This window comes from Pseudomonadota bacterium (assembly GCA_039193195.1).
Classification (GTDB): domain Bacteria; phylum Pseudomonadota; class Gammaproteobacteria; order Steroidobacterales; family JBCBZW01; genus JBCBZW01.
Map to the genome: position 1 here is coordinate 18,324 of JBCCWS010000056.1, position 16,191 is coordinate 34,514.

Below are 16,191 nucleotides of genomic sequence, written 5' to 3' on the forward strand. Positions count from 1 at the left end.
TAGGTATGCGGTGCATACCTTGATAGCTAACAGACCACTGGGCTAGCTTGACGGCCGACTCCGTGCGGCCATCGCCATGACCTCCTCTTCCGTGGGCGGTGACTTCGAGTGGTAAGAGAGGCAGAGCGGCGATTGCACCTTGCGTGGTGCATGCATGGCCGAGGAATGCACGTAGAAGGTGCCCTGGGAGAGCTTTGCGATATCGCTGCCCGAAGCGCCGCGCTGATTGAGCAGTTCACGAACCGTATGCAAGGCAGCCGGCGATGAGGCCTTGCCGTAAAACTGTGTGTCGCAATTCGCAATGACGTTGTGATCGATGCTCTTCGGTGCCTGCGTGGCCAACAACAAGCCAAAGCCGTACTTGCGTGCTTGAGCAGCGAGGCGCACGAGGGGCTCTTTAGAGGCGACGCTTGTCATTGAAGGCACCAGGTCCTTCGCCTCGTCGACCACGATCAGGCCGCCCAGCGCGTGGTCGCTAGGCGTGGGGTGGCGCTTCATCCACGCGAAGAGGTTAATGGCGAGCTGTGCCACGAAACTCTGTTGCGCGTTCAAGCCCCCAAGTCCGGCGAGGCTGACCACGGAGACCCGGGTCTTGCCGCTGCTGCCGTTGAACAGTCGCTGGGGATCGAGAGGAGTACCCTGTTGGCGCAGCAGCGGGTTGATGGCGCGTTCCGCGCGGAGGTTATCGGCCATTTCCCCGGCCAGCTTCTGGGCGCCACCGATGCCGGCGCCCGCATCAGCGGGCAGGTCAGCAAGGAAGTCGATGAACGCATCGAGTGACTGGTGGGGGATGCTCGCGAAGGCATGCATGGCGCTCGCCAATACGCCTTTCTTATGCAAGGACTTGGTGGAGCTACCCGGCGCTACGATTCCCTCCAGGCTGCTGGCCGCGAGTCGGACGGCCTTGTTGAGTTCATCGGTCGTGAGACCGCTGAGGTTGGGCAGAGGCTCGAGCTGTAGCGGGTTGCCGCTGAGTTGGCCAGGCGTCCAGACTACGACCTCAGCCTGCTCATGGTAGGCGCGCGCCAGGCGCGCCTCCTCGTCTGTCCAGCTGCGCGCCCCTTGCGGCCAGGCGTGGCCAAGCATGGCCATGTCATTGGCACCGTCAAGGATGACCGAGGGTACTCCGCGAAGGGCGGCTTCTTCGATCAGGCGCTTCACCAGAACGGTCTTACCTGAACCGGCACTGGCAAGCGCTACCAAATGCCTACGTAAGCCTTCAAGCGGTATAGTCACTGGTTCGCCCGTGTGTTCTCCGAAGACTTCGCTGCCCAGGGGGAATACGTCGCGAACTATGGGGCCGGCGCTCGCGCTGTCTTCTCGTTGCTTGCCTGCGTTTGATGGGGGCGCGGGAGGAAGGGGCGGCTTGTGTGGTTCCGTCTCTTGCGTGAGGGGCTTGGGCGGTGTGGGCTGAGGTGGCGTTAGCTTAGGCGGATCTTGAGCGGGAGGCGTTGCGGTCTTCGTGGGTACTGAATCATCTGGCAGGGTCACGTGTTGGAACAGCGCAAACCCATCGAGCGGCCGGACCCTGACCAGCCACTCACCGAAGTCCTCTGGCTTCTCGCGGCTGATCCTCGCCAGGGCCCACAAGGCTCGCAGTTCTTCCTCCTCCGGCGCATGCAAGACTCCGCCAGCCTCCTTGAATTGCTCTACCATGCGCTCTGTCACGGTGCCGCCAGGCAACGGGAATGACCTCACGATGACAAGCTTGCGGAAACCGAGGTTGCGGTCGATGCCCGAGGCGGTCACGGCGTTGCGCAGGCGGTTCTGAAAAGCTCGCGCGTTACTGCGTTGGAGCGCGTAGAACGCGAAGTGCCGTTCCTTGTCGTTGGCGGCACGGTCGATGAGTCGGATCCGCACATCGAGCGGGCGCAGCCGCTCACTGCCGAAGCGGTGGTCCACGACGCCGTCGACGCTAGTACCCAGGGCCGCTTCGTTTTGCCGCAGAAACGCCGAGCACGCGTGTTTCATTGCGTTGTAGAACAGATCCCTATCGGCATCTTGATCGCAGAACCCGGAGAGATCTGCCTCGGCCTGTAGCTCGATGTAGCGACGCGACAGGGGATGCTCTGTCGTCTCTCCATCTGGTATGGGTGTTGTCACCGCTGATGCCGTCGGCAGCTCCGCGATTTCCAGCACTTCCTTGTCATACAGGCAACGGCGCCGATGCTCGTGCGCTGTGCGCAGCAGCTCGCGCGGAAACAGAGTCCTGGCCTGTTCGAAAAACTCGGGTTTGAACGGATAAGTGGCATACGGTGGTTGATAGTCGTGCTCGCGAAAGGCGGGCGACAGGCGCTGTTCCACCAACTGGCGAGCCGTGTCGGCGTTACTGAGGCCTGCGAGCGGAATGGGTAGCTGAAAGCGATCTCCGAAGGCGCGGAGGTTGCGCTCTCGAAGCAGGCTCCACGTCTCTTCGAGGCAGCTCACGAGGGTGATCGCCCGGTAGGAGCGCTCGAACACGCTCATCAGGCCTGTGCCTATGCCCTGAACGATAGACTGAGCGCGTAGGTGCTCGTTCGTGCTCCCCTGTTCGAGCATCTCCGTTACGTGGCTATGAGAGATGATCGCATCTAGTTGATCGAAGGCGATCACCACGGGACCCCCTCGGCTAAGGCACCATAAGGCCCCCTCTACGATATCGATGGAGCTGGCGGGCTGGCTCGGGAAACCCGTCCACTCGCACTCTTGCGCTGTGAGTTCGTTGCCTAGGAGCCAGCTGCTGGCGTAATCCTGATGGTCGAAGTCTTCGCTGCCGAGCATGAGCAGCGCGCGTGCCTCGTACTGGAAGCGAGATGCGCGCAGGCGCTGTACGGGAAGTCGCAGACGGCGCGCTAGCTGGTTGGGCGCCACACCGGTCAGGAAGCTGGAGATGTCCTCACCTACACGCGGAAACAGGCGTGGGAGCACCTTGTCGATCTGTCGCGTGCCGTCGTCCAGGGTTGCGTTGAGTGAGTCGTAGATGCCGGAGCGCAGCGTGTCCCAGAAATCGTTGACGTCCGTCATGTCGCACAAGATGAAGCTAGCGCCGAGTTCCATCGCTCGCTCGCGGAACTTGCCCAGCAGGTGGGTCTTTCCTGAGCCTGCCGTGCCGACCAGTACGCCTCCGAGTTCGTTGCTGTCCGAGCTGCGTCGGGACAGTCGGTTGACCGAACTCACTAGCTCGTCGAGTGCGTCTCTGTGGATGTTGGCCACATGGTACGAGTCATTGGACCAAACCGATGACAGCTGGGAAGTCCAGTCGAAATCCACGTCTCGAAGGGCACTGAGTGCCTGCTGCTTGCTCATCGATCTGCCTCAGCGAAGGTAGACTAGGTGCCGCGCATGTGGCTCTGTGCCGATGGCCGCGGCGCGGTCGGTTTCCGTAAGCCGCAGGGGATCGTCCATGGTGTACAGGACCATCTGGCTGCTGGCTTCGAGTTCCCGTAGCCCTGCGTCGAAGGCACGTCGCTCGATGGATGGGCACGCGCGGCGCAGTTCCGCGAGTTTGACCCGCACGGCGCGCTGTCCGTTGGTGATGCTCAGGTACGCGCTGACCAGCGCGTTGGCGGCTGAGCTGCCGGCCGCTATGGCCTTGGCGTGGCGGTCGGAGACGAGTAACTCGGCTAGGTTGAAGCCACGGTTCTCCAAGTAGGAACCCAGGGCCATCAGAATCGACTGGAGGGGGTAGCCCGCGTAGCGACTCTTCTCATACTCCAGGATCGTCGATAGGTTGGCGGTAGCCCACTCCCACCCTTGATCAGTCACCGCAAGGGCAAACGTGCTGCCGTGCGGTTCGCAGGTGATCAGGCCAAGGTCCGCCAACTCCTTGCGCTGGGCCGACTCGATGACCTTGCGGGTCTCCAGGTCCTTATTCAGGGCCTCGCCTTGCTGAGCAAATATGAGTTCCCATAGAAAGAGCCCTTGCTTGTAGTGTGGTGTCCAGTCATCAATCATCTTCGGAGTTCCCGTTCGGCTTCCAGCATTGCCGTCATGTCGCGGACCTTGTCGACGGCGATGGCGACGTCTTGCTCTACTTCCTCGTGTGTCAGACGAAGTACGCGGTACCCCGCAAGCATCAGTCGGTAGTCCCGTTCCCGATCGGCCCTGAACTGCTCACGACCGCTGTGCCAGCGATAGCCGTCGATCTCAACGATGAGCGGCCCATCGCGCCACAGTATGTCTACTTCGTAAGAGTACGCGTAGGCGGCATCAACGCGCTCGTTGAACAGGAAGCGACCCGCCATCGACGCGTCCTGCTGCAAGGCGTTGGCGAGCTTAGCCTCTGTGCCGCTGCGAAAGCCCAAACGCTCGTTATTGCCAGTGCTTCGAGTTGCCGACTCATCATGCTTTCCATCGCCATTGTGCACCTCACGTAGGGACGGGAGGCTCTCATCTAGGGGTGCATCGACCGCGTAGTAGGCGATGGGTATCAGGGAACCCAGTTCGATCAGCTCCTCGTCGATGTGTAACTCCACGTTGCAGCGCACGGCGTCCACGAGCCAGCGAAACACAGCGACCACCGCATCGAGATGCGCCGCGCTGTTGCCTTGCGGCAGCAGGGCGAGCGTGCGCTCTTCGATGGCGCCAAGCCACTGCCTGCACTCACTGGCAGGTGCGCGAGCGTACGAGCGCAGCGCGCCGTCGAAGCGCAGCGCGTGAATCGTATGCTCTAGCCAGCGGCGATCGACCTCAGGATGTTCGGCCGTGATGTTGGCGATAGCGGCCGTAAGCTTTAGGCTTGCCTCAGGCGATTTGATGCTTCTATCGAGAAGTTTGGTGCCGAACCACCTTGGCCATTTCAGTTGAGCCGTTAGTGCCAGCTCGTTAAGGATGAACTGAATGACCTCCGCCGATCGCACGAGGTGCCCAGGCACGCGCAAGGGGGCAACGCGGGAGGCGAGCCCGGCGGCCCCTCGCCAAGCGAACACTCGGATGTTGCCTTGCACGCCGGCGGATCCTTCCTGAGTCGTGGTCAAGGCCTTCCAGCCTAGCGCCAAGGCCGCTTGAACCCAAATGCAATCTGCCTGAGGCTTGGACTAGGTGCCAGGCCAGGAGTTGAGATGTCCAGACAGGTTAATGGCGGCCCAACGCGCGGGTGACCCCTTCTTGGATAGGACTCGCCTGGATTCGGAAGGACTGCCTTCGCGGCGCTTCGCAGGCTTTGAGTTACGCAAACCAATGGGCGTTTTGGGTCGGGCGGACATGAGGTCCGTCCGTTCGCTGTCGCGGGCGAGTAGCTCGGTCTCAAAGGCATGAGCAGGCGTACGCGCGCAGGCCCGGCAGGAAGCCGGCAACGCCAGGCTGTAGCGAAAGCGCTGGTCTGCGCTACTGTTGGCGAGGCAGGCGACCTAGGGGCGGCGGCAGGACGATCGCCTGTAGATCTGCCTCCACGGTGCCGTTCAGCGTCACCAGCGTGCCCTGGGGGTTTTGAAAGGAGACGCTGACCGCCGCCGTGTCGCGATCGAAGGTGCCCACGATGCGTAGGTCCCTGCCGGGCAGCGCGATCGTCCCTAGCAGCGATGTGCCGTCTCCTAGTTCGAACAGACTGACGGACAAAGCCCCGCGGCTGAAGGTGCCCGAGGCACCGAACGGTTCTGCAAACAGTGGCACCGACCAGCGGTACAGTGAATCGCCAATCGCCACCAGGAAACGCCCGCCTGAACCGGGCAGGGCCCGGATGCTATCCGGCCTCGATCCGACGCGCAGGTCCCGCGGATCGATCCTGTAGACGCTCAGTCCCTCCAGCGTGACCAAGTTGACCGACGCGGGACCGGCCTCGGCCGTGACCAGCGCGCCGACGCCTGGCAGGAAGCTGCCCCCAGTCTCACCGAGGTCAGTCTCCGGCCACTGCTCGATGAGGTTGCAGTCACCGTCGAGGACGGCGTACCAGGGCAGCTCGAATCCTTCGCCGAACACGAACAGCCATCCTAGAGACCCAATTCCGCTAACTCTCCTCGGCTCATCTCCGACGCGTTGCGGGTTGCATGTGCGGGCAAGGGAGAGGGAACTCACGTCCACAAAGTAGAGCGCGCCGGGATCGCCGCTCTCTGTGAACACGTACTGATCGTCGCGGTCGTTGTAGCCGACGCCAAAGGTAGAGGCGATGCCGAAGTCGCCGAGGAACAGCGCAGATCCCAGCTCAGTGCAGTCGCTCAGGCGGTAGCGTCGTACCGTACGCGTGTCGCGGTCGAGTACCAGCACCAAGGAGCGCAGGGTATCGATGGTGAAGTCATCGATCCTGCCGCCAGGCACGCATCTGCCGCCCGTCGATCCACGGGCATCGACTTCATGTACCACGGTGGTCTGACCATCGACGACGTAGTAGCGACCGGCCTGCGCCGCATAGGCAATACCCGCTGGCTGTACGCTGTCGAGGGAGAATCGGGTGCCGAACTCATCGATGAGCTCGTTGGCACCAGCGTCGAGCAGATGGGCACGGCGATCCGCCCCATCCAGGGCCACGAGGGCAGCGTCCGGAGTGGCTTGGGTGAGCGCCGCGCCTTGCTGCACCCCCACCGCAGCGCTGGACACGCGTTCGGCGATGGTGCATGCGCCTCCGCCGAGGTTGCTGCCGTCCACGTACACGATCTCGCCGGTGGCCTCATCGAGCACGGCGAAACGTGCAAGTGCGTCTACCCAGGCAATCGCCGTGGGGTTCACTAGCCCAGCGGCCGCAAGACTGCACGCCCCCGCTGACTCCCCAGCGGGCGTGAACACTTGTAGCTGTGCCGGCTCGACGGTCGAAACGGCGAACGCATCCAGATCGGCGCGATAGGTGACGCCGGTCGGGTGCCTAGCGTCCAGGAGGGTCAGGTCGACCGTACTGCTGACGTTGCAGTGCCTATCGAAAAAGTAAGCTTTTTCTGTGGCCGCATCGACCACAACCAGTTCATCGCGGAGCGAATCGTAGGCAATTCCCGTCGGGCGTGTGGCGCCGAAATCGGCGCCTGCACAGCGACTTGTCTCGATGGCAATGCGCTCGGCATGCCCTGCCAACGGTGCTAGCGAGGCGATGACGACGAGTGAGAGGAGCACACGAGTGCCTGCGATCGAAGTAGCTAGGTGCTTCATCTTCATGGCTCTCGCGCCATCGTGCCGAGCGGTGCTGATAGCGTCAAGCTCTCTAAGTCTGCGGCAACGGTGCCGCTGACCGAGAGGGCGTTGCCGCCGCCGATGGGGCGGAAGCTCAGTCCGATCGTGCCCGCCTCGGGATTGACGATGCCGACCACGCTCGTGCTCTGGTCGCCAAAGGTCAGCAACCCGATAAGTGTATTATCGGGGCGGACGATCAGGGTCAGTGTCTGAGCGCCGTTCGAGAAGGTGCCAGCAACACTGCGTGGCTCTGCGAGCAAGGGGATCGTCAACTGGCGCAGATCGAAGACGATCTGATCGGCCAGGCTGCGCGCGGTGATTAGGTAGGTGCCGCGCTGGCCGGGGATCGGCACCGCGCCCGCAGCGGAAGGCACCGAAGGGTTGGCGGGCGTATCGAAGGTAAACGGCTCGACGCTGCCCTCGAGAGTGGTGACGCCGCCCCTGGAGCTCGAGAAGTACAGCAGCTCGCCCAACGGCCCCAAGGCCATGGCGTCAGGATCTCGAATGTTGAAGAAGCTCACGGCATTGCGCTCTACGATTCGGCATTGCTCATCGAAGACGACGAAGTCACCGTTCTCATCGCCCACGCCAAACCATCCTTGGGGCGCTATTGGCACAATGGTGTTGGTCCTGCGCGATGACAGCTGGCATCGGACCAGCGGCGCTAGGGTTTGTCGGTCGAGGATCACGAGCTCGTCGAGGTCAGCGTCCGCGAGGGCGATGCGATCCCCGGCGGCGTCGTAGGCGATAGCGCTGAGTCGGGAGAATCCTGCGGCGATCGGCGTCAGGATCTCAATCAGGGCGCAGGTGGCAGCATCCAAGGCCCAGATTTCCGTCAGCGCGTTGTGGGGCAGTAGCAGCTGGGAGCGCGACGGGTCCAGCGCGAGGCCTGCCTGGGGATCGAGGGATGGGTGCAGTGCGAAAAGATCGCAGCGCAGCTCCGCCTGACCCCTGATATCCACCTCGAGAAGGCGGTTGGAACTCTCATCGAGAACGTGTAGGCGTTGCGTCGCGTCCACGTAGGTGATTGCTAGGGGAGCACGCCCTCCCACTTCCCACGCCGTGCGGAAGCTATCGACGACGGTGAGCGTCTGGTCGAGCAACACCACACGCTCGATTATCTGCTCGAGCAACGCGATGCGCCCGCCAGGCAGCAATGCCAGCCCGATCCTTGGATAGTCCTCCAAGCCCTGCACCCTGCCCCTTGCGAGCACGGGGCAGGCACCGCCGTCGGTGACGTCGCTCGAGATGAAGACGATCTCGTCGTCGTCATCATTCAAGATAACGTAGGCCTCGCGTACGGGGTCGTAGTCGAGGCCTGTGGGGCTTCGCACCTGGGAGGCGAGCAGATCACAGCTGCCAAGGCCAAGGCCTGCAGCGGTGGAGAAGACCAGTGCTCCGACCGGTGTGACGAAGGCGTAGGTACCATCGGCGCTGTTGACGGCAACCCCTTGGGCGCCAGTTGCGCCAAGGGCCGTGAGGTCGAAGCTAGCGCTCTCGACGCACTGACGATCAACTCTGTAGGCCGTGCTCTGCGCGGCGTCGATGAGCACGAACGCGTCCAGCGCCTCGTCGTGGGCGATGCCGCTCGGTGACACCGCACCTACCGCGCTCGTATCGCAGGACGAGGTGGTGATGGCCAAGGTGGCGGAGTACACCCGGGGGCTCACCAACGTGACCAGCGATAGCAGCAACGCTGCCACCTTTCCTTGGTTATGCAAGTTCCCCTCCTGGGTCAGCCCGACGATGCAGCGGCCATGCCTGCAGATAGGGGAGTACGGACAACGGGGAAGAACCCGACTCGAGGCTGCTGCTCGCACGCTAGCCCTAAGGCACTTGCCCGGCGAGTCTAACCTCGATTCGGTCGCCGATCTGGGTGACCAGGCCGTCCTCAGCACAGCTCCATTCACCGAACTCGTCGATCGTCAGCGCGACCGTCTGTCCCGTGCCTATGTTTCGGCATAGGCCCTGAGCCTCGACCAGGCGGTCCGCATCGCCCTGCAGCGCTGTTCCCACGCTCACGCCGCCTAGCGTAAGCAGGACGCGTTCGCCGCTGGAGATGCTCAGGCCGGCCTCCTCGCAATTCGCGGCGGCGCTTTGCGGCGTACCCTCGAATGGCGCTGGTAACCGCTGCGAGGTGGTGATGTTGACGCAGTTGAGCTGCCTCGCTGCCGCGCCGGCTACCTCGAGCCCAAGTTCGAGGCGTCTGCCGAAGACCACGAACGCGTCGCTGGAGAACGGGCTTCCTTGACCGACGGCGATATCACTGACGCCATCCCCATTCAGATCTGTCACGCTCAGCGATTGACCCGCGGTCGAGCCGACGCCTTGTATGACGAACCCTAGCGTGCCGTCTCCACCGTTCTCCGCGGACAGCGACTCGAGCGCGATCTCAGCCGGGAACCCGGCATCTTGCCCGAAAATGACATAGGTCCTGCCGCCGCTGGCCACCACTATGTCGTCGATGCTATCACCGTTGACGTCACCTCCCGCGACGGCGTTGCCAACGTACTGAAAGGCGTCGAATCCGTTCACGACGACGCCCAGGCTGCCGTCGCCTCCCTCTGCGATGGTGAGTTGACTCAGCTCGAGTAGCGGTGGAAAACCTGCATCGGAACCGAACACCACGTACGCATCGCCTCCTAGGGATGCGCGCGGTGCCCCCAACAATACATCGTCGATGCCATCGCCGTTGAAGTCGCCGACAAGGCTCAGCGCACCGCCAGCGACGTCGCGCTCCTCGATGCCCGCGATCACCACGCCCTCGCTCCCATCGCCGCCGGCTATCGGGAACAAGCTGGCCAGCTCGAAAGCAGCACCGTGTTGCACTGGTGCGGGATTGAATATCAGATAGCCGATGCCCGCTTCTGTGCGTTCGCCAGGCGACTCTTCGGGGGCGCCGATGAATAGATCTAAGCGGCCGTCGGCGTTGATGTCTCCGCCGCTCGCGATGGCCGTGCCCGTACGCGTCAGCTGATTTACGCCGTTGATCACGACGCCGGCGGAGCCATCGCCCCCGTTCTGGGCCAGCAAGCTGGTGAGTTCGAACTCTGCAGCAAATGCGGGGGCGCCAAACACGATGTAGACCAAACCAGCGCTCGGCCGACCGCCCGGGTCGGACTCGGGTGAGCCCACGGCGATTTCACCAAGTCCATCGCCATTCAGATCGGGCAGCAGTTGAACGCTACTGCCTGCCCGACCGCCCACGTCACGAGGGAATAGGACGACTCCCTCGGAGCCGTCGCCGCCGTTCTCAGCCGCGAGGTCGGACAATTGCACTACTGGGGGAAACCCTTCGCTGCGGCCGAACAGCACGTAGGCTGAGCCGGCACCGAACTGGCCCTCAGGTTCCGCGTTGTAGGCGCCGATGATCAAATCGTCCAGGCCATCACCGTTGACGTCCGCGCCGGCGCCGAGTGCGTCACCGGCACGCTCATCGGCGGCGAAGCCACCGATGACGAACCCTAAGCTCCCGTCCCCGCCGTTTATCGGCAGCAGCGAGGCCAGGTTGATGGAAGGCGCGAACCCCGTGTTCGATCCGAAGATCGTGTAGATTCGGCCCGCCGCAGCACCGTCTTGCGTATCCCCGAAGGATGCGCCAACCATAAGATCGTCGATGCCGTCGCCATTGATATCGCTGCTGGTGACCGCGACGCCCACGCGGTCATACGACTCGGCCTGTAGGAGGGCGAACCCGTCGCGGCCATCACCGCCGTTCTCAGGCAGCAGGCTCGACACGTCGAACTCAGGCGGAAACACGGGCTCCCCGGCCTCCACCTGGAGTGCTACGCCCGTGAGGCCGACGGTAGCGAGCGCTGCCAGCGCTGTTGCTGCGCAGCGAGCTTGCTCGCGGATGGCGCAGCTGACCGCGAGTTGCAGACGGAGGGGATCCCGAACGCGAGCTTCCATACTTCTATTCCCTCTTTCCCGACGAGTTAGGGGGCTTGGCTTCGCGGTCGTCGCCAAAGGTGATTCACATCGGTTACGAAGCGTAGTGGTGCTAGGGCGTGCGTTCTCGCACCCAAGCGTGTAGCGCCGGGCCTCGATGGGCCGGCGGCTTCGACTGGTGCTTCTCGGCACAGCTGGCCCTGTTCCGCGCCCCTAAGCGAGCTGCCGGCGCGGACCGGTGAGCCCCAGGCCCAGAACTGGGAATGGCAATAGGCTCACTTATTGAAGCTCTAGCTAGTGTCCTGTCCGGTTAGTTCGTTGAAGAATTCGCACGGCGCTTTTTGCTCCTGAGCGCGGCGCGACGACGAGCGTGGCAGGCCCCACGGGAGGAGGAGCAACGTGCTCAGGGGGGCTCACGCAGCGGAGTATCGCACACCGATCGCTGTCCGCCGTTGGAAGGCGATTCGGGTCGGTACATCTGACCGGTTGACTCGCCGCCTGCATGGTCAGTCGAATCGCCCGAACTTGGTCCGCGCAGTGCATTCAGTCGGGCAGACAGGAGTTCTCAATGTCCACCCGCACATCGCCGCTGGGGCCGATGTTGGTGCAGTAGTGCACATTGCCATTGTTCCGTATCAACTTGAGGTGCCACACGTTTGGCACGCCAACCCCGTCGGTGCAGTTCACGTCGGATACCCAGCGGATCTGGCGCGTGTCTCCCGGCGGTATCACGCGGCTGCCCGTCCACTGGGAGTCGAAGAATGGGGGAGAAGAAGCCGACTTCAACTCTGCGAAGCGCAGGGTGATGTTCGACGTGTTGCGGATGACGGTGGTCTGGTTGCAGGTCGCGTGGGCCGGCAAAATGGTGGATGAAAGTAGCATGCAAATCGCGCCGAGACAGTGCGTACGGGGCAACATGGGAATCCTCCAGTAATCTGCTGTTGAACTAAGGAGGAATACAGAATTCGGGGGCAGAAGGGCTCACCTAATCAGCTGATGCAAGCCAAGCGAATCGCCGAGGTGGCCTCGATGTGGCCGCCGAAACCCCCACGCACTAGCTAGTGGCCTGTCCCAGCAGTTTCGAAAGTGCTGAGCGAGCCCTTCATCGACGATCTGCGCGTTGCACTTCCTCGCAATGGCTCCGGCCACTACTCGTCAGCGCGCCTTCATCTCGCCGACGAATGACTCGCTCATCACTCCCGAAACTGCTGGGACAGGCCACTAGGGGAGAGATATTGGCCGGTCACGCGACGGGCTACTGGGTGACATCCGCCTGCACTTGCAGTGACTTGAGTGCCTGCTGCACGTCTTGGATCTTCGGATGTTCCGGCACTTTGCTTTGTAGGGTGTCGAGAGCAGCGACGAGGATCGCAGCAGCCTCGCGGGCTCGCCCTTCAAGGTTCCCTAGGAGCAGTCCGAGGTTTGCGCTCACCACGCCCACGTTCGGATGGTCACGATCGAAGTGCCGCCGCAGTACGGCGAGCGCGTCACGGTAGTACGCCTCAGCGGCTTGCCGATCGCCGCGCGCCTCTTCTATCTTGCCGAGCGTGTTCAACATGAACGCATCATCAGCGTTTCCCTCTGGCGTGAGCCGACGCGATACGGCGAGCGCTTGCTCGATGTTCGCCTTGGCGGCATCGAACTGACCTAGGGAATGCTGTGCATCCCCCAGTGTGAAGTAGCTCTCGATCAACTCAAGGTGATCCTCGCCGTGCAGCTGTAGGCGAAGTGCCAGACCTTCCTCGTGCAGGGCGATCGCATCGATCGTCTCGCCCTGTTGATCCAACAGTCCGCCCAGGGCATGCAGCGTCGAGGGCAGCAAGTCCGTCGGCGCGTCGGGGAGCGACCTCCCTATCGCAAGGGCCTCGCCGTAGTGGCGTTGCGCACTCGATAGGTCTCGACGGCGATGGAGCACCACGCCCAGGCGCAACAAGGCGTTTCCGATGGCAGCCTCATCGCCCAAGCGACGTTGCAGGGCCAGCACTTCCTCGCGCAGCGTTTGCTCCGCCGCGTAGTGACCCGTTGCACCTGCCAGGTAGGCGCGCGAGGCGAGTGCGTCGGCGTAGGCGGCGCTACTGTCGTCACCCGCTTCGCGGCGCAAAGCTAGGGCCTCGTCCAATAGCGATAGAGCAGGCTCGTACTCGGAGAGGGAACCGTAGATATCCCCCAGGGCTAGCAGTAGATCGGCTTGGGTCAGCGGCTGCCCAGCCAGCTCACTGGTCACCCGCGTGGCCCCACGGTCGAGCATTTCCCGCGCGGTTACTTCGAGGCCTCTCGATTGGTTTGGTGATGCTTCCTGAAACAACTCGAGCAGGAACACTTTGATCTGCTCGGCACGGTCGCGCTCAGCGGCGATCTGTACGCTTTGACGTGCCGTCGCAAGGGAGTACTGAACCGTTAGGGACACGATGACGCTCAGCAGCGTGAACACGAGCATGCCGGCAGCTACGCCCGCTGGGTGACGCCTGAGGAAGCGTCGCGCGCGGTAGCGAAGCGTCGGGGCACGCGCCTGCACGGGCTGCCCCTGCAAGTGGCGCTGCACGTCCAGCGCAAACTGCTCGACGGAGCGGTAGCGCTGGCTAGGCTCCTTGGCGAGCGCCTTCATCACGATCGTGTCGAGATCGCCTCGCAAGCGCCCTGCGAGGCGCTCCGGCCCGCTGTTGCGCTGGCGGGCGATCTGCACGGCTGCTTGGTCGATGCCCTTCGCAAGGGCGACACTAGGCAACGCAGGGATTTGGTCACTCACACGCCGGGTGATCTCACTGCCTGTGAGCCCATCGAGCTCGAAGGGCGGATTTCCACAGAGCAGCAGGTAGAGAAGCGCGCCGAGCGCGTATACATCTGCCGCAGTGGTCACAGGGTCTCCGCTTAGCATCTCGGGGCTTGCGTACAGCGGCGTCAGGGGGCGGCCTTCCACTCGTGTTAGGTTTAAGGCGTCATCGGTCGTATCGAGCACCTTCGCGATGCCGAAATCTAGCAAGCGAACCCGACCGGATAGATCGACCAGTACGTTGGCAGGCTTCAGGTCACGGTGAACGACGAGATTAGCATGGGCGTACTCGACGGCGCCGCACACCTGCAGCCAAAGGCGTAGGCGGGCGTCGATATCCATGCACCGGCGATCGCACCACCCATCGATCGGCTCGCCTTGCACGTAGTCCATCGCGAACCAGGGCGTGCCGTCGGCGTTCACGCCCCCGTCGAGCAGCCGAGCGATCCCAGGGTGCACCAAGCGCGCCAGAATCTGGCGCTCCGCCAGGAAGCGTCGCTCACCTGCCTCGCTAGCAAGCCCCAAGGGCAGCAGCTTGAGCGCTACCCGCTGCTCGTACTGCTCGTCCACGCGCTCGGCCAACCACACGGTGCCCATACCTCCACGACCGAGCAGGGACACGGGGCGGTAGGGTCCGATCTGCGCTGGCGGCGTGGGGCTGTGCTCGGCACCCCCCTCCAAGCGCAAGGCCGCACCGAAGCGTTCGCTGAGCCCTTCGAAGTAGGCTTCGGAGCTTTCTGCCGCATCGAGCATGGCGCACACCTCGGTCCGCATAGGGGCATCGCCTGCGCACTCCTGCTCGAGCAGGCGTACGCGCTGCTCCCCGGTCAGTTCCAGGGCCGCTAGGAAGACGGCTTCAGCGCGCTTGCGATCGACGTCCATAGTCGCCCTCGAGCCCGGCGAGTGGGGGCAGCGTTACCTCATCACATACCGATATGGCGTGCCCTGGGGCGCATGCTCAGTCGAGTGCTCGGTACAGGGCGACGCTTGCGAGCTGCCATTCACGTTTGACGGTGGCGGGTGAGATGCTCAGCGCTTGCGCCGTCTGCGACACGCTCATGCCGCCGAACACCCGGCACTCCACCACCCGTGCGCGACGGGGTTCCTCCATTTCCAGCGCCTCGAGCAGCGTGTGCAGGGTGAGGAGTTCTTCCGCCGACGCGTCGTCGATGAGCGACAGCTCTTCCAAGGGCAGGTGCGGTGCCTTACCGCCACGTTTTGCAGCGTTTCGCTGCTCCGCATAGTTCACCAGCACATGACGCATGGCGCGCGACGCGGTGGCGTAGAAATGGGTGCGGTTGCTGAAGGCGGCGTCCTGGCCCGACAGGCGGATGAAGGCTTCGTTGAGCAAGGCCGTAGGGTTCAGCGTGTCGTTGCCCTGCCAGCGGCCTCGTTGGGCGAGGGCGATGCGCTTTAGCTCTTCGTAGACAGCGGCATACACGCGCTGTGCTGCATCCGCGTCACCCTGACGCGCCTGCTCGAGCATGGCGGTGATGTCCGGTTCACTCATGGGTACCTCTCAGAATCGCTTACGGCGCCTCAGAGGTTAGAAAGCGTCAGTGTAGCAGTGATTGAGCCCCGCCTGTCGCATTCCCGGTATGTCCTCTGCGAAACCCCTCGGTACCTGCAATGCGGGCGCCGGCTCACCCTGAGGACCATGCTGATGTTTCCGCAACGAATCGCATTCGCCCTGATGGCCACGTTCGCGTGCTTGGCGAGCGCCCCTGGACGCGCTCAGATCGAGAGCGCGTGCTTTGGACTGATCGACTACGCCCACGAGCTCAGCGTGGGGGATTACACGCTGCTCTCGAGCACTCCTATCGACGGTGAGCTCCGGCTGCTCAGCATTGAGGCTCAGGTGACCAATCTGAGCGACGCGCGATTTCTGCGCGCCACTGGCACCTTAGACGTAGGGGCGGGCGATCCGTTCGGACTGGAACCGGCGCACCCGTTGGCGCGTCCTTTGCGCTTCGGTGCCATCGCCCCGGGCGAGAGCAAAGTAAGTCTGGCACCTATGCGCCTCGTCTTGCCCGATCGGTATGTTGGCGATTTGCTGAGGGCGCTGGCGCGCGGCGACATTCCCAGCGAAGTGCACGCAACGGAGGAGCTCATCCCGGCGCGCGCGGTACGCCTGGGATACTTTGCCGGTATCGAAGAGGACGGCCGTGCCACGGTGGATCCTGCGTCCGGCGAGGTGATCGCCTACCAATGGCCGGCCTCGGGCTACGCGGACGTTGGCGCGGTCAGCTTCGAGGTGGTAAGTCCGGCGCCCGGCGGGTCGGTCAGCGTCGGCCTGCTCGAAGACCCTTGGAATGAGCGCTGGTACGTGTTGAAGGAACTGTTCGCCGAAGACTCGGGCGTGCCGTCCGACCTGCGGCGCGGACTCGTGGGGGGGCGCCGGGAACAGAAAAGCCCACCCGCAAAAAAAAAGAAAAAGTAAGAAAACAAACAAACACAACCCC

Annotated in this window: 10 protein-coding genes; 1 reads left to right on the forward strand and 9 read right to left on the reverse strand. The window is 63.3% G+C overall.

Going from position 1 to position 16,191, the window contains the following annotated elements; translation table 11 throughout:
- Window positions 1-42: 42 nt before the first annotated feature.
- The 9 genes from AAGA68_24540 to AAGA68_24580 form a co-directional block, all read right to left on the reverse strand.
- Window positions 43-3,285: a DUF87 domain-containing protein gene (locus AAGA68_24540; protein MEM9388242.1), complete on the reverse strand. Its 3,243-nt coding sequence runs from the start codon at window positions 3,283-3,285 to the stop codon at window positions 43-45.
- Window positions 3,286-3,294: 9 nt separating this feature from the next.
- Window positions 3,295-3,933, reverse strand: coding sequence for a hypothetical protein (locus tag AAGA68_24545; GenBank protein MEM9388243.1), 639 nt, complete (start codon window positions 3,931-3,933; stop codon window positions 3,295-3,297).
- Window positions 3,930-4,925 carry a DUF559 domain-containing protein gene (locus AAGA68_24550; protein ID MEM9388244.1) on the reverse strand — a complete coding sequence of 332 codons (996 nt, stop codon included), beginning with the start codon at window positions 4,923-4,925 and terminating at the stop codon, window positions 3,930-3,932. The genes AAGA68_24545 and AAGA68_24550 overlap by 4 nt, the downstream gene beginning before the upstream one ends.
- Before the next feature lie 379 nt (window positions 4,926-5,304).
- Window positions 5,305-7,056 (reverse strand): hypothetical protein, encoded by a 1,752-nt coding sequence (locus tag AAGA68_24555; protein MEM9388245.1) that lies wholly within the window; start codon window positions 7,054-7,056, stop codon window positions 5,305-5,307.
- Window positions 7,053-8,792 carry a hypothetical protein gene (locus AAGA68_24560; protein ID MEM9388246.1) on the reverse strand — a complete coding sequence of 580 codons (1,740 nt, stop codon included), beginning with the start codon at window positions 8,790-8,792 and terminating at the stop codon, window positions 7,053-7,055. Before AAGA68_24560 ends, AAGA68_24555 begins: the two co-directional genes overlap by 4 nt.
- 106 nt (window positions 8,793-8,898) lie before the next feature.
- A complete protein-coding gene (locus AAGA68_24565) occupies window positions 8,899-10,980 on the reverse strand; it encodes a hypothetical protein (GenBank protein MEM9388247.1) in 2,082 nt (693 codons plus the stop codon).
- 522 nt (window positions 10,981-11,502) lie between these two features.
- Window positions 11,503-11,841: a hypothetical protein gene (locus AAGA68_24570; GenBank protein MEM9388248.1), complete on the reverse strand. Its 339-nt coding sequence runs from the start codon at window positions 11,839-11,841 to the stop codon at window positions 11,503-11,505.
- Between the two features lie 373 nt (window positions 11,842-12,214).
- Window positions 12,215-14,611: a serine/threonine-protein kinase gene (locus AAGA68_24575; GenBank protein MEM9388249.1), complete on the reverse strand. Its 2,397-nt coding sequence runs from the start codon at window positions 14,609-14,611 to the stop codon at window positions 12,215-12,217.
- Window positions 14,612-14,687: 76 nt separating this feature from the next.
- Entirely contained in the window at window positions 14,688-15,239 is a 552-nt protein-coding gene (locus AAGA68_24580) for an ECF-type sigma factor (GenBank protein MEM9388250.1), read from the reverse strand.
- Window positions 15,240-15,392: 153 nt separating this feature from the next.
- Here AAGA68_24580 and AAGA68_24585 point away from each other — a divergent pair, with 153 nt between their 5' ends.
- Window positions 15,393-16,169, forward strand: coding sequence for a hypothetical protein (locus AAGA68_24585; protein ID MEM9388251.1), 777 nt, complete (start codon window positions 15,393-15,395; stop codon window positions 16,167-16,169).
- Window positions 16,170-16,191: the final 22 nt, after the last annotated feature.